Source organism: Billgrantia hypersalina, assembly GCF_052584175.1.
Window position 1 is genome coordinate 574,630 of sequence record NZ_JBMIQI010000011.1, and the last position, 13,793, is coordinate 588,422.

The 13,793-nt window shown below is 60.6% G+C and carries 11 protein-coding genes and 1 tRNA gene; 4 read left to right on the top strand and 8 right to left on the bottom strand.

Annotation, left to right across the window (positions count from 1 at the left end; translation table 11 throughout):
* Nucleotides 1-26: 26 nt before the first annotated feature.
* From ACOJCM_RS09830 to ACOJCM_RS09840, 3 genes are all read right to left on the bottom strand, one after another.
* Nucleotides 27-1,415, bottom strand: coding sequence for a sigma-54-dependent transcriptional regulator (locus ACOJCM_RS09830; protein WP_445211872.1), 1,389 nt, complete (start codon nucleotides 1,413-1,415; stop codon nucleotides 27-29).
* Nucleotides 1,412-2,869 (bottom strand): ATP-binding protein, encoded by a 1,458-nt coding sequence (locus tag ACOJCM_RS09835; RefSeq protein ID WP_445211873.1) that lies wholly within the window; start codon nucleotides 2,867-2,869, stop codon nucleotides 1,412-1,414. Before ACOJCM_RS09835 ends, ACOJCM_RS09830 begins: the two co-directional genes overlap by 4 nt.
* A gap of 346 nt (nucleotides 2,870-3,215) precedes the next feature.
* Nucleotides 3,216-4,091: an AEC family transporter gene (locus tag ACOJCM_RS09840; RefSeq protein WP_445211874.1), complete on the bottom strand. Its 876-nt coding sequence runs from the start codon at nucleotides 4,089-4,091 to the stop codon at nucleotides 3,216-3,218.
* Nucleotides 4,092-4,268: 177 nt separating this feature from the next.
* Between ACOJCM_RS09840 and ACOJCM_RS09845 the strand changes: the two genes are divergently transcribed.
* Nucleotides 4,269-6,074 (top strand): ABC transporter ATP-binding protein, encoded by a 1,806-nt coding sequence (locus ACOJCM_RS09845; RefSeq protein WP_445211875.1) that lies wholly within the window; start codon nucleotides 4,269-4,271, stop codon nucleotides 6,072-6,074.
* A gap of 53 nt (nucleotides 6,075-6,127) precedes the next feature.
* On the opposite strand, the gene ACOJCM_RS09850 is transcribed toward ACOJCM_RS09845, so the two are convergent.
* From ACOJCM_RS09850 to ACOJCM_RS09860, 3 genes are all read right to left on the bottom strand, one after another.
* Nucleotides 6,128-7,711, bottom strand: coding sequence for a sodium:solute symporter family transporter (locus tag ACOJCM_RS09850; protein WP_445211876.1), 1,584 nt, complete (start codon nucleotides 7,709-7,711; stop codon nucleotides 6,128-6,130).
* Nucleotides 7,712-7,967: 256 nt separating this feature from the next.
* Complete coding sequence (locus tag ACOJCM_RS09855) at nucleotides 7,968-8,792, bottom strand: Crp/Fnr family transcriptional regulator (RefSeq protein ID WP_445211877.1); 825 nt, start codon at nucleotides 8,790-8,792, stop codon at nucleotides 7,968-7,970.
* A 219-nt stretch (nucleotides 8,793-9,011) separates the two neighbouring features.
* Nucleotides 9,012-9,617 (bottom strand): hypothetical protein, encoded by a 606-nt coding sequence (locus ACOJCM_RS09860; RefSeq protein WP_445211878.1) that lies wholly within the window; start codon nucleotides 9,615-9,617, stop codon nucleotides 9,012-9,014.
* Nucleotides 9,618-9,763: 146 nt separating this feature from the next.
* Here ACOJCM_RS09860 and ACOJCM_RS09865 point away from each other — a divergent pair.
* Nucleotides 9,764-9,840: transfer RNA gene (locus ACOJCM_RS09865), tRNA-Ile, on the top strand.
* A gap of 13 nt (nucleotides 9,841-9,853) precedes the next feature.
* Here ACOJCM_RS09865 and ACOJCM_RS09870 read toward each other — a convergent pair.
* Both ACOJCM_RS09870 and ACOJCM_RS09875 read right to left on the bottom strand, forming a co-directional pair.
* Nucleotides 9,854-10,990, bottom strand: a complete 1,137-nt coding sequence (locus tag ACOJCM_RS09870) for a tyrosine-type recombinase/integrase (protein ID WP_445211879.1) — start codon at nucleotides 10,988-10,990, stop codon at nucleotides 9,854-9,856.
* Between the two features lie 333 nt (nucleotides 10,991-11,323).
* The gene (locus ACOJCM_RS09875) at nucleotides 11,324-11,509 is read right to left on the bottom strand and encodes a hypothetical protein (protein ID WP_445211880.1); all 186 of its coding nucleotides are present in this window, start codon (nucleotides 11,507-11,509) and stop codon (nucleotides 11,324-11,326) included.
* Nucleotides 11,510-12,087: 578 nt separating this feature from the next.
* Between ACOJCM_RS09875 and ACOJCM_RS09880 the strand changes: the two genes are divergently transcribed.
* Both ACOJCM_RS09880 and ACOJCM_RS09885 read left to right on the top strand, forming a co-directional pair.
* Nucleotides 12,088-12,333 carry a hypothetical protein gene (locus ACOJCM_RS09880; protein WP_445211881.1) on the top strand — a complete coding sequence of 82 codons (246 nt, stop codon included), beginning with the start codon at nucleotides 12,088-12,090 and terminating at the stop codon, nucleotides 12,331-12,333.
* Between the two features lie 282 nt (nucleotides 12,334-12,615).
* Nucleotides 12,616-13,581, top strand: coding sequence for a tyrosine-type recombinase/integrase (locus ACOJCM_RS09885; protein ID WP_445211882.1), 966 nt, complete (start codon nucleotides 12,616-12,618; stop codon nucleotides 13,579-13,581).
* Nucleotides 13,582-13,793 lie beyond the last annotated feature (212 nt).

Here is a 13,793-nt window from a genome sequence, read left to right on the forward strand (position 1 = left end):
ACTCCGCGTCGCGACGCCAGGTTGCGTCATTCGTCTTCAAGACGTCGATAAAGCGTTCGTCTGGCAATTCCCAGGATGTCCGCCGTGCGCCGCTTGTTTCCCCCCGTGGCTTCGAGGACTTTCTGGATGTAGCGCTTCTCGACTTCTTCCAGGCTTGGCCAGCTCTGCTGTCCTCTGGCGACCAGAGCGTTGCCGGCTTCGATCTGGCGGACCGTGCCGCGCTGTTCCTGGCCATGCTGGCGGATGCGCTCCGGTAAGTCTGCGTGGCTCAGCAGACCCTCCTCGGCAAGCGTTACGGCACGCATGATGGCATTCTCGAGTTCCCGCACGTTGCCCGGGTAGGGATAATCGAGCAGCGTCTGGAGCGCCATGGGCTCGATTCGCTCGATGCGCTTGTCCTGAGCCTCGGCATGCTTCTCGATCATGGCCGAGACCAGTCGCTCGATATCCCCCTGTCGCTCACGCAGGGGCGGGATACGCAGGGAGAAGGTTTCCAACCGATAGAACAGGTCGCTGCGGAAGTTTCCGCTCTCGATCTCCTGCTCCAGGTCGCGATGCGTGGCGGCGATGATGCGGACGTTAACCGGCTCCTCTCGCTCGGCGCCAACGGCCTTGACCATCTTTTCCTGCAAGGCTCGCAGCAGCTTGGCCTGAAGCCCGGGCGACATCTCACCGATTTCGTCGAGAAAAAGACTGCCACCATCGGCCGCCTGGAACAGCCCCTGGCGTGAATCGCTGGCCCCGGTAAAGGCGCCTTTGACGTGTCCGAAGAACTCGCTCTCCATCAATTCCGAGGGGATGCTGGCGCAGTTGACGGCAACGAAGGGCTTGTCGGCTCGGGGGCTCTCGGCATGGATGGCGCGGGCCAGCAGCTCCTTGCCGGTACCGCTTTCGCCGAGGATGAGGATCGGCGCATCGCTTCTCGCCAGCCGAGCGGCATCGTGGAACAACGCCTGCATCGTCTCGCTTTCGCCGACGATGCCATGGAAATGTCCCGCAGGTTCCTCCTGCTGGAAACGCTCGGCCAGGCGGCGATTTTCCAGTACCCGGTATACCGCCTCGCCGACGCTCTCCAGGTCGAGCGGCTTGGTCAGGAAATCGTCGGCACCGATCTTGAGCGCCTCGACGGCCTGGTCGATGGTGCCGAAGGCGGTGATGACGATAAAGCCCACGCGGCTGCCTTCATGGCGCAGCTGCTCGAGCAGTTGCATGCCGTTCATGCCGGGAAGGCGAACATCGCTGATGATCAGGCTCACCTCGCTGTGGCTCAAGGTGAGCACGGCTTCCTCGGCGCTACCGACACCGAGCGTCCGATAACCTGCCTCCTGGAGCTCCTCTTCCAGCAGCTCGAGAATGGCCGCGTCATCCTCGACGATGAGTATCGGCAGATCGGTTGTTGGGTGGCTTCCTGTCACGTGGCAGTCCCTCCTTCATCGGTATCGTTCAGTGGCAGCCCGATCTCGAAGCCGGCTCCCCCCAGCTCGCTGTCGAAAACCCCGACAGTGCCGCCATGATCGTTGATGATTCGATGCACCATGGAGAGGCCAAGGCCACTGCCCTGGCCTACGGGTTTGGTCGTGAAGAACGGGTCGAAGACCTTCGATTTGTCTTCGTCGGCAATTCCCGAACCGTCGTCCTCGATCCATAGCGTCAGCCAGCCTTCCCTGTCCTGCGCCCGGATGCGCACTCGCGAGACACCCTTGGCCTGGGCGGCATTGCGCAGCAGGTTGGTCAGCACCTGGACCAGCTGCTGGCTGTTGGCCAGTAACGGCGGCGTCCCGGAGGGCAGATCGAGTTCCAGCCGGATAGCGTTCTGCTCGTAATCCTCTTCCACCAGCTCGCGGGCCGTTCCGAGCAGTTCGGCGAGCGCCAGCGGCTCCTTCTCGACGTTGTGTCTTCGGCCTAGTTCCATCAGCTGGCGTACGATCTCGACGATGCGTTCCACCTCGCTGCGAATGCGTCCGAGCCGGGCTCGGTCGCCGTCGTCGAGCGTGTCGCGCCGCGCCAGCCGCTGGGCCTGGCCATTGATCACCGTGAGCGGCGCACCGATCTCATGCGCGACCCCTGCCGCAAGCACGCCGAGCTCCGCGAGCTTCTTCGACTTGCGCAGGCGCTTTTCGAGTTCAATCTCCTTGCGCCGGCGCGCCTCGATGTCGGCATCCTTCTCGGCCATGGCATCCAGCATGCCGTTCAGCGCCACGGCAAGACGCTCATACTCCTGGGGGCCTTCGGCTTCCGCGCGCTGCTCACGGTCACCTGCCTCGACGCGCTGCATGACAGCAAGAAGACGCTCGAGCGGCCGCTCGATATGGCGGCGAAAGCCCCACCAGATGCCCAGCACGATGCCGACAGCGCCGATGACGAAGGCCAGCAGCGCCAGTTGGCTCAGAAAGCCAGTGTAGTTCTCGATTCCGGTATTGAGCCGATTGACCTGCAGTACGCCCTGTACCTCTCCGGTCGCGGACACAAGCGGCTTCAAGGCTGAGTAGTAGTGCCAACCGTCATGCTCGCGGTAGGCAGCCCGCATCTCGCCCTGTTCCGCCACGTCGCGAATGGTCTCGGGGCTGAACAGGGCCTGGCCCAGTCCGAGGCCGTAGATTTCCCGGCCATCGGCGTCGAAGACGTAGGCGCCGTAGATGCGATGAAAGGAAAAGGCGGAGTAGAGCGATTCCTCGAGAGGCTCGGTGGCATCCCGGGTCAAGGCATGGCTCAGGGTGGTCCCGATCACGTTGGTGATCACCTGCACTTCCCGCTCAAGGCGGCTGCGAACATTATCCTCGAGCGATTTGATGGCGACCAGGCTGAACACCAGCAGCACGAGGAAGAGCGGGGCTATGACGGTAATGAGTATGAGGTTGCGTAGGCGCATGGGGGCTCGCGGGCTGCGTTCGAGAATGCGGTGCCGACGATCGAGCCGGCGCCGCGCCAGACATCAATCCATTGGCCTTAACCGATACCGTCCGCCCTGTGGCGAGTCGCTGCTCGGGTACTTTGCGCCATCATGCCCCTCTGGCGCGCTGTGGAAACGTTCGAACTGTCCGCCGGGCTCGGCTGCCTGGGCCGACTCCACGACGAACGCGACAGCTGCCACCAGAGGCGCTGCCAGCCGCTTGCGTGCTTCATGCATAACCTTCTCCCTTGCATTTCGATACCGCCCCCAACCAATAGAGACTCTGGCGCGGCCCGGGTGTTCCCATCACCCTCGTTACCCATGGTTACATCAATACCGCCAACAGGGCTGGCAAATAGAGCAGGGCCAGTAGCGTCGAACAGAACACGAGGCTGGCCACATATTCCGGCTCCCGCTTGGCGCGCTGGGCGAACAAGTAGTTGAACACAGCCACCGGCATGCTCATCTGCAACACGAGAATGCTGAGGGCCAATGGCGGTAGGCTCAGCAGGGTGCCGATCCCCCAGGCCAGCAGCGCGGCGAAGGGAATGCGCAGCAGGCTGAAGCCGATTCCCGAACGCAGGTTCTTCACCTTGATGCTGGCGAGCGAGACGCCCAGCGTGATCAGCATGAGCGGGACGGTGAAGCCCGAGATCAGCCCCACGCTGTTGGCCAGCCAACGCGGCAGCTCGGTATCGGTCAGCAGTAGCGTCAGGGCTATCAGGATAGCGTAAACCGTGGGCGTCCTGACCAGGGTTCGCAGCGGGTTGCCACTGCTGGCGATCACGGCGCCGATGGTGAACTGGAACAGGGAAACCGTCACCATGACCGTAATGCCGAAGGCGAAGCCGGCGCTGCCGAAGGCGTAGAGCACCACCGGTAGCCCCATGTTGCCCGTATTGGGGTACATCATCGGCGCCAGCAGTACGCGCCAGTCCCGCCGCAGCAGGCGAGCCATGGCGAAGGTGGCCAGCCCCATGCTCAGGATTACCAGGGCGGTGGCCAGCATGGTTCGTCCGAAGCTGCCGGCATCGATCTCGGCGCCGCTGAGCGACGCGATGACCAGCGCCGGCGTGCCGATATTGAAGACGAGGCGCGTAACGAAGTCGACAGGGTAGGGCTGGCCCAGGCGAATCCAGGTGAAGCCCAAGCCGGCGCCGGCCAGAACGGGGGCCATCACGGCAAAGAGATCGGCGAGCATCATGCTTCCTTGGCGGTGAGCAAGCTAAGTATTGTACCGTTCCGGTACCGCAAGTTCGATGCACAATGTCCGTCAGGCATCGGCTCGCTGAACCGCGAAACGGTTGGCGGACCGGCTTGCCTTGGTGCAAGCGGCCCGACCCGGTAAGCTGCGACACTTGTTCGCAAGGAATTCCTCATGTCAGACAACGCTTCCACCAACAGCTTCCAGGCACTGGTGCGCCTGTTGCGCTATGCGCGCGGCTACCGGCGTCGCATCGTCGCCGCCACCACCTGCTCGATCATCAACAAGATCTTCGACATCGCGCCCGAGATACTCATCGGCGTGGCCATCGACGTGGTGGTCAACCAGGAGCGCAGCTTCGTGGCGCGAGTCGGCTTCGAGACCGCCCAGGAACAGATCGTGGTCCTGGCCGTGCTCACTTTCTTCATCTGGGCCGGCGAGTCGATCTTCGAGTACCTCTACAAGATCCTGTGGCGCAACCTGGCCCAGCGGCTCCAGGCCGACATGCGCCTGGACACCTACGAGCATGCCCAGCGCCTCGACATGGCCTACTTCGAGTCGAAGAGCTCGGGCCAGCTGGTGGCCACCATGAACGACGACGTCAACCAGCTCGAGCGCTTCCTCGACGGTGGCGCCAACGCACTGATCCAGGTCGGCGTTACCGTGGTGGCAGTGGGTGCGGTGTTCTTCGTCATCTCGCCGCTGATCGCGCTGCTGGCCTTCACGCCGATCCCGTTGATCATCTGGGGGGCGTTCTACTTCCAGCGCAAGGCCGGCCCGCTGTACGCCGACGTGCGCGAGAAAGTGGGCGATCTCGCCAGTCGGCTTTCCAATAACCTCTCGGGCATCGCCACCATCAAGAGCTTCACCAGCGAAGCGCGCGAGGCCGAACGGTTGCGCCAGGTCAGCGAGGCCTACGTGGAGGCCAATCGGCGCGCCATCCAGGTCAGCTCGGCCTTCATCCCGGTGATCCGCATGGCGATCCTGGCCGGTTTCCTGGCCACCTTCACGGTAGGCGGCATGCAGGCGCTGAGTGGCGACCTCAACGTCGGCGCCTATGGCGTGCTGGTGTTCCTCACTCAGCGCCTGCTGTGGCCACTGACAGGGCTCGCGGAGGTCATCGACCTGTTCGAGCGCGCCATGGCCAGTACCCGGCGGATCCTCGACCTGCTGGCGGTGCCGATCACGGTGAAGGATAACGAAGGCAAGCCGCTGGCCGTGCCGGTGCGCGGCGAGGTGAGCTTCGGGGGCGTGAGTTTTCGCTATGCCGCCAGCGGCCTAGGGGTGGAGCGGGTGAGCCTGCACGTGCCCGCCGGCAATACCCTGGCGCTGGTGGGCGCCACCGGGTCGGGCAAGTCGACCCTGATGAAGCTCTTGCTGCGGTTCTATGACCCCGAAGCGGGCCGGGTCTGCATCGACGGCCAGCCGATCGGCGAGGTGAGCCTGACATCGTTGCGTCAGGCCATCGGCCTGGTGAGCCAGGACGTCTACCTGTTCGAAGGTTCGATTCGCGACAACATCGCCTACGCCCGCCCCGACGCCAGCGAGGCCGAGGTCGTCGAGGCGGCGCGTACCGCCGAGGCCTGGGAATTCATCCAGGCACTGCCACAAGGGCTCGACACTGCCGTGGGCGAGCGCGGCGTTCGCCTCTCCGGTGGCCAGCGCCAGCGCCTCTCGCTGGCGCGCGCGCTGCTCAAGGACCCGCCGATCCTGGTGCTCGACGAAGCCACCAGCGCGGTCGACAACGAGACCGAAGCCGCCATCCAGCGCTCGCTGGCCAAGATCGGCCACGGCCGCACGGTGATCATGATCGCCCACCGGCTCTCGACCATTGTGCATGCCGACGAGATCGTGGTGATCGACGCAGGGCGGGTCGTGGAGCAGGGCACCCACGCCGAGCTGCTCGAGAAGGGTGGCCGCTACGCCGCGCAATGGCAGGTGCAGACCGGTGCGCTGGAAACCAGCGAGGCGCTGAGCTGAGCCCGAGCCCGGCCCATCGCGACGGTGGCGGCATGCCCGCTACCGTCGCCGGGCTAGAGGAACAACCCCACCCACACCACCGTCACGACCACCAGCAGGCCGGCCAGCACGCGATAGTTCTGCCACAGCGGCTTCCCGGCAAGCTCGCGCGACTCCTCGCGCCATGCCTCGCGGGACCAGACGTAATCCTTGAGCGCTTCCCGGCTCGGCGCCTCGGTGGCCAGCGAAACAGCGATGAAGAGCGAGACACACAGCAACAGCATGATGCCGGTGCCGTAGAGGAACTGCAGCTGGTACAGCTCGAAGATCTCACCGGCGAGGAAGCCGGCCATGCCGATGGGCGCGCCGATGACCAACGTCCAGAACGCCGCAGCAGCGCTTGCCCGGCGCCAGAAGAGCCCGCCGAGAAAAATCACCACGGCCGGCATGGTCACGTAGCCCAGGAATGACTGAAAGTACTCGACGATACCCTCGAAGGTCAGGATGACTGGCGCCCAGAGCCCGGCGACCACCATGAATACGGCAACCATGCCGCGGCTGATCAGCAGCAGCTGCTTCTCGCTGCGCTCTTTCTTGCGCGTCTTGATGAAGTCGTTGACGACGAGCGAGGAAGCGCCGTTGAGCACCGAGTCGAGCGTGGACATCAACGCGGCGACCAGGGCCGCCAAGACCAGCCCGCGAATGCCAATGGGCAGGAAGTCAAAGGCCAGCGTCGGCCAGATCAGATCCGCCTCGGCCAGGTCCGGATAGATGGCGCGGCCCATGGTGCCCGGAAGGATCAGCAGGAACAGCAGCGGCAGCTGGAACAGGCCGGCCAGCAGGGCACCCCAGCGGCCGTGGTCGATGCTCTTGGCGGAAAGCACCTTCTGCATGACGATGTGATTGGTTGTCCAGTAGTAGAAACCCAGCCACAGCACCCCGGTGAATATGCCCGGCCAGGGCAGGAAATCGTCATCCGCCGGCTTGATCACGCTGAAGCCGCCCTCCGGTGCCGCATCCCGCACCGCCTCCCAGGAGCCCAGCTCCCTGAACACCATGAAGAAGATGACGCCGCCGGCGATATACAGCAGCACCGCCTGAACGGTATCGGTGACGATGACCGCACGCAGCCCGCCCAGAATCACGTAAAGGCCCCCGAGCAGCGCCATGGCGGCAATCAATATACCCAGCGGCACGTCGGGGAACAGCAGCTGCAAGGTGATGCCGCCGGCGAACAGGGCGCCGGCACTGTCGATGAACAACGCAGTGAAGATCGAGAAAAGCGAGAAGGCGTAGCGCGAGCGCTTGTCGTAGCGGCGGGCGAGGAATTCCGGCATGGTGCTGACCCGCGAATGCAGGTAGAACGGCAGGATGAACAGCACGAAAAAGACCAGTACCAGGGTGGCCATCCACTCGTAGTTCCATACCGCGATGCCATCGTGGTAGCCCGCGCCCGCCAGACCGATGTAGGACGTGCCGGAGAGGTTGGCCGATACCAGGCTGAGCCCGACGAGGGGCCAGATCGTGCCGCGGCCGGCAAGGAAGTAGCTATCCGAATCCTGCTGCTTGCGTCCGACCCAGAAACCGATGCCCAGTATCATGGCCACATACAGGCCGACGATCACCAGATCGACATTCGCCAGTTCGAACTCGGGCACGGTTTCCCTCCTCATGCACGGTTTGGGTCGATAGCAGCGACGACCTGACTCAGGGCGTGGCCCCAAAATCCTTGGCGAGCTGGAGCCGGAGATCGTCGCTCGTTTACAAAACGTAGACTAGCGAGTGCAATGCAGCAACGAAGCGGCATCGGCCAGGAGGGTGACGGCTACGCGGCGACCGGAGCGGTTATCGGCTTGCCGGCAACCTTGGCATCGGCGAAAAGGGCTCCCTCGCAGGGAAGCGAGGAAAGCAGGACTAGCGAAGAAAAGCAGGGCGTGTGTCGCTGAACTGTTGCCCCTTTGACATTGCTGCATTTGGCTGCTGTATGGGCATGGGGCTTACAGCAAAGCCCTCCGACAAATGGAGGTAATGGGGGTCGAACTCTCCCGCCAGCTTCAACCTCTCCCAGTCGGGCACGGTGACATGCATTCTCCTGGTCTGAATCAGCCCATCCTCCCGCAGCGCCTTGATCGCCCGGCTCATATGGACTGCGCTGATTCCCGTCGCGTCAGCCAAGTTGGCCTGGGTAATGGGAAAAGCGATAGCGCCTTCCTCAACGAGCCCCACCGCCTTCAGGCGCACCAGGAATTCGCAGAGAAGATGTGCAACCCGGGTGTAGGCATCGCGACGCCCGATATTGACCACCCATTCGCGCAAGATCGAGGCATCTACCAGCGTCTCGCGCCAGAAGGCGGCAGAAATTCGCGGGTAGTTGTCGCAAATGCGTCGAAGATCCTCAAGTGGAATAAAGCCGAACTTGCATGGGCTCATCGAGGCGATGCTGCAATCGATACGCTTGAGGTACAAGTTCTGCAAGTCGGGGATGTCACCGGGAATATGCAGGGCCATGATCTGGCGGTTACCATCCGAGGTCAGCTTGTAGCTGCAGGCAAAGCCCTCCAGAACAAGGAAGGACTGGAGCGGGGTGTCGCCGATACGCACGATGTCCTGGTTGGGCTCGACGTCGATGATCTCCATCGGCAAGTCGCGAAGCGCCTGCTTTTCCACATCAGAAAAGGAGAAAGTCGTTTCCGATTTAAGAAGGATCAGGGGACTGAAGAAAGGCGGGCATACGGTCATGCTTGTGCTCCATACCTGGGGCAGGAATGAAGCAGCATGCTGCGACAGTGTCTCTGCTAGCGTTTCAAACTAAACTTACCTAAGCATACCCCTTTTGACGCCACTCACCAGAACATTCGGTCTTCGGAAACAGGACGAATCGATGCATAAAATGTTTGTTCATGCTTATCAGTGACCTGAGTGCCGGTTGCTCGTTGAATTCGATCTTAAGCCCTTGGGTCATGCGTCGTTGGCCTTGACCAGCAGGGCGTCGAGGCTGACGGGTACCTCGTCCCCAATCTGTTCGTAGCCGAGCAGCAGTAGCACCGAACGCAGGGTGGGGTTCGCCATCAGCGCCTTCCCATCCAGCGCCACCCGCTCGGCATTGGTGACCTGTACCTGGCCGTTGCCGGTCTTGGTGAAGCGCACCGGCAGCGACTCCTCGCGCACGGCGTTGCCCGAGCGCACCGTCATCGTCAGGGTTTCCACCAGGGAATCGCCCACGCCAAGCCGCTCCAGCCGCTCGGGCGGGAAGCGAGTGGTCAAGGTAGCCATGGGGCGCTCGGTAATGCCGGCGAGCCACGGCGGCAGTTGCCCGAGCCGTTCCACCACGTCGCTCTGGTTGAGCCGCAGCGGCAGTTCGAGGTTGCCGCCGGCATCGGCACTGCCACTCAGCCGGCGCACCTCGTGCTGGCGCGGAACGGGGCCGTCGGGCGTGATCTGCATCACCGTGGCGGAGACACGCGAGCGCTCGGGGTCCAGCTCCCAGGCCGCCAGCGGCAGCGCGAAGAGCAGGGCCGAGGCACTAAAGGCCAGAAGGGAAAGGGAAGAAAAGAGGCGTGTCATCAGCGGTGCGTCTCCAGGAGCGGAAGGCTCACTCCTCAAGACATGCCAAACGCCGAGAAGTGCCCCGTGCGACGAAACGAAATTGCTGGCATCCGGGCTCTGGCCTCGCCCCGCAGCTTTCGCTATCATACGGCGGCGCAATGCAAGGGCCTATAGCTCAGTTGGTTAGAGCAGGGGACTCATAATCCCTTGGTCGCTGGTTCGAGTCCAGCTGGGCCCACCATCGTTTCAGGCACTTACGCTTTGTTTCTTTCCTGACCGGCTTCCTTTTGCGTAACTTTTGCGTGAGGTCTGGACACGCTTAGTCTGCGCAATACCACCAGTTCCGGCCTGTTTCCTTCCCGCTCGCAGACACTGTCCGCCGCTTCGATCAAGCGGGTCAGTTCCGCCGCCGAATAGTGTGTGGTGATCCGCCCGGAGCGGTGTCCGAGCAAATCCTGCCGGTCTTCAAAGCTCACGCCGGCCGCCCGAAGACGGCGGCCGAACGTATGCTTGAGATCGTGCACCCGCACCTGCGGCAGGCCTGCATCGCACCGTGCCCGCTTCCAGCCGCTGTTGAGCATCCTTGCAATCGGCTTGTCTCGGTAAGCAAAAACATGCGTCTCATGCTTGCCGCGCTGCCGCTCAATGACGGACATCGCAATGCGATTGAGCACAATCAGCCGGTCGTCCGCATTCTTGACGTGCTGGCCGGGCACGATAAACACAGACGTGCCAAGCTTCGGTACCGCTACCTCCCATTCCCAGCGCAATCCACAGATCTCGCTATCCCGGCAGCCGGTATTGACCGCAAACAGGCTCATCTCGGCCAGATGCGCCGGTAACCCCGCGAACAAGCGTGCCTGCTCATCCCAGGAGAGGGGATAGGGCCGGCGCTTGTCCGTATCCGGTAATAGCTTGATTTTCGGAGGTGCCTGTAACCAGGTCAGCCCGTACTCATCAACCCATTCCGATGCTGCAAGGTTCACGATACGTCTCACCACCTTCAGGCCGTGATTGATCGTGCCGACTGATACGCCTTCCTTGCGCCGGTGTGCGATCCAGGGCTCCAGCGTGCCGCGATGCAGACGATGGAGAGGCAGGTCCCCGATCCATGGCATGAGCTGCTTGAGCCGCCCGATATCGCTGTCCAGGCTCCGCTTGTGCTGGTTCTCCAGCACAAACTTTGCTGCGGCCTGCTCGAACGTCCGTGACGGCCTCACACCATAGATTTCGGCTTGGCGGATTTCCTCGCTCAACCTGGCTAAGTATTGCTCGGCTTCCGCGAGTTCAGCACTTCCAGTGCTTTGGCAAATGCGCCGTCCGCGGATGCGCTTGTCGATGTGCCAGATCCCGCCACGCCTGACGAGCCCCGGCGCGTGTTTGCGTCCCATGTCGTATCTCCTCTTGATCGACCGGGACGCCCGTTGCATTGGATATAATCATCCACCCAGGCATCCAGTTCAAGCCGGTCGAATGCGATGGCCTGCTTGCCGAGAGGCACCTCCGTGAGATAGGGCCGAACGTCCGCGTTGAACCTGTTCCGGTCCATTCCGAGATAGGCTGGTGCGTCACGCAGCCGTATCAGTCGCGGCAAAATGGCAAAGAGTTTGGTCATGCTAAGAAGATGACACGGCCTGACCTGAGGCCTCCTTGCGCCAACCTCGTCACCACCGGACATGAAAAAGCCGGCCCCGGAGGAGGGGCCGGCTGCGCTATTGGCGCGTTCAGAAGCCGCGCGGCTTCTGGGCGGCCAGGGCGCGGCAGATATTGTCGAGACTGACAACGGCATTGCGGCGCTCGCGCGTGCCCGGCGCATGCTGGGCGGCTTCATGGGCGGCCCGGCAAAACAGAGCGGCGAGCTCGCCGGTGCTGCGGCTTTCCAGCTCGGATGTCGTAATGATCTTGTCCATCACGGTCCTCCTATTGGTGTTCAGGAGACCCTGACCATCAGGGCCTTTCGGCCCGCACCAGATTTATACTCAGTAAGGAAGGCGTCCTGATGGGCAGGCGTGGGAACACAGGTCAGGGAGGGCAGGCGGACAATCTCAGCGCATCATCACGGGTGAAGGAGTGGCAGGCAGTGCCCTTGTGGGTAGTGCTCATGATTAGCGGGAGATATATGCGGTCTCGAAAAGTGGCGATATATAAGGGCTCATGAATATAAGTTAAGGTAACGTTAATAAATGAGGCGGTATTATAAAAATATATAAACAACCATAGATTGGTTATGGCTATGAAAATTAAAATAAAAGGTGAGATGACAATTCCGGAGATTAGGCAGGCGTTATTCGAAAAGCTGTGTGAGATCGAAACGGACCATGCCGTGCGTTATTCCATGGGCGCGACGCTGTATATCAACCCGACAAACGGGTTCGGGGATACGGTGTATCCGGATGTCTCAAAGGTTTACAGCACGGGGCCATATCGGTCGGCTGCTGATGATTATAAATTGTAAATGCAAATTGGCATGTATAGGAGGTCGGAGAGCATGAAAGAGACTTGTTATATTGGATTAGAAGAGGCGCGTAAGGTGCTGGCAGATATGGGTGTTTCTTTGAACGAGCGGCAGATGAAGCGCGCGGCCGATAAAGATGCGGCTGGGCAGCGGAAGCTGCCCTTTTTTATTGATCCTATTGAAGGCCGGCTGAAAATCGAGAAGGGGACGCTGGTAAAAATATATCAGCAGTGTCAGATAGATGCGGAAAACAGTTATTATAATAGAGATAGGTCTTGATTTTCCAGAGTCTTTGCTGAATTATCCTGATTAATGTCAGACATACGGAAGAGGGTAGGCAGGAAAGGCACGACATACCAAGTACGCTACCCGAGCAAAGCAGCGAAGTCAGGCTATGCCTATGCCTCATTCGATACACGGAAGGAGGCACTTGCTTTCGTCGAAAGTGGAAAGACGAAGCAGGATAAACACTCATTCCATAGTGAAATCACAACTGTCAGGCAAGCCACGGAAAAGTGGCTAGGTGTCTGTGAAAAAGAAGGGCTTAACGGCAGAGAGCCTGTGACAGCCTATACTCTAAAAAACTACGAGTATCGCGCCAAGTTTATAACAGAGTACCCTTGGGACAAAGAAATCCAGAACCTGACGGCGCCAGACATTGTAGCGTTCCGCTCATGGCTTTTGCAAAGCGATATAAGCCGTGATCTTGCCGGAAAAGTGCTCTCCTCCTTCCAGTCAGTGATGAAGGAAATGATGATCAGGGGTGTGTTGCCACATAATGTCGCCCCAGGAATCTGCATTAGAACGGATGCGCGCTACAAAGAGCCTGTGGTCGTGCCGACCAAACAGGACGTCCTGGCCTTGCTGGGCGCGGCCGACAGGCTCGCCAACGCCAAGAACCAGACTATCGCAAATGCCTGGGAGCGGTATCGACCAATGCTCTATCTTGCTGCGGACTCAGGCATGAGACCTCAAGAGTATCTGGCGATATCAAAGAATTGCTTAGCAGGTCATGGCGTTCAGGTGGAGCGGGCCATTGAGGGCGGCGGTAAGAAAATCTCAGTCACGAAGACACCGGCCGCGCGTCGATTTATCGAGCTGAGCCCCGAGGTTATCGACATGGTTCAGCATTATGCCGATAACCACGCACCGGAAAGCACCCATAACCTCGTTTTTCCGGCGTCTAACGGTGGCTTGCAGTCACGCCGCAACTGGCAGCGCCGAGGGTTTAACGTCGCTTGCGAAGAGGCTGGGTTGATCGAGACAGTAGAAGTTGATGGCAAGCCCGTTGAGCAGCCGAAATACCGACCATATGATCTGCGGCATTTCTTTGCATCGATGTTGATTGATCAAAAGACGAACTTGAAGAAAATCCAGACGTTGATGGGACACACAAATATCGAAACTACATTGAATGTCTACGGACATTTGTTTCCGGACGATGATAGTGGTAAAAATGAAGATAGGGGAATGATTAACGGCATGCTTAGAAATTCTTGTGGCAATTCTGTGGCAGAAAATCTCTAAAAGGCGCAGAAATCTGCCGTTTTTCTTGAATGGGGTGCAAGGGGTCGGAGGTTCGAATCCTCTCGTCCCGACCATAATAAAATCAACCAGTTAGATTATATTGATGTAGCAAAAGAGGGTCATTGGCCCTCTTTTTTGCCACAAGATGGTGTCGCTTGACATCCGCAGAAATCCGCCATTGTCCGTTTTGGTCTGCCACAGCTTGTGGCAAA